General features: G+C 35.3%; 2 protein-coding genes. Both read right to left on the reverse strand.

Translation table 11 applies throughout. The annotated features are described in order from the left end of the window. The coding region (locus ACS8FD_RS23025) for a hypothetical protein (protein ID WP_439277566.1) at positions 1-349 on the reverse strand (349 nt) is incomplete at its 3' end. 2 nt (positions 350-351) lie between these two features. Then, positions 352-580, reverse strand: a 229-nt coding sequence (locus tag ACS8FD_RS23030) for a hypothetical protein (protein WP_439277567.1), incomplete at its 5' end; no start/stop codon positions are given.

Below are 580 nucleotides of genomic sequence, written 5' to 3' on the forward strand. Positions count from 1 at the left end.
TGTACCAACCTTCAGAACCCTTATAAAGATGAATACCTGAATTTTGTATTAAGTATTCATCATATTTACAGTTCATTGCCGCAAAGTCATTAAGATCAAGTTTTTCACATTTTCGCTCCTTGTCAGATAGTAATGGCTCAAAGCCCCAAACTGTTAAGCTATTACTAATACTCATAGGCTTCACTCCGTCATGTGAGCATACCGATGTAAAGTTAGAAACGGGTAGTTTTGATGTTATTTCGATTTCATTTATTTTTGTACCTAGATTAGCTGGTTCTGTAGTTGTACCACTGTTATAGCAAGAAGACAGTGTTAACGTAGAAAAAAGAAAAAAAGAAAAGTTTTTCATAGTTATTTATCCGCGTTGTCTAAAAAAGAATTAGGATTGATTAGGTCACTTCTACGTTTGAATTTACCACCCGCAGCTCCTTTGATAGTTAGATTAGAAGTATCGCTAACATCTGAATACATTTCAAGATGTAACATATTGCTTGGAACATTGATACCTTTAAGCTTTCCAACAGCACCAATAGGCTGACCTCTAGCTACCTCATCTTCTGCTTTGACTTTTATCGAACCC

This window comes from Psychrobacter sp. 1U2, assembly GCF_051847575.1.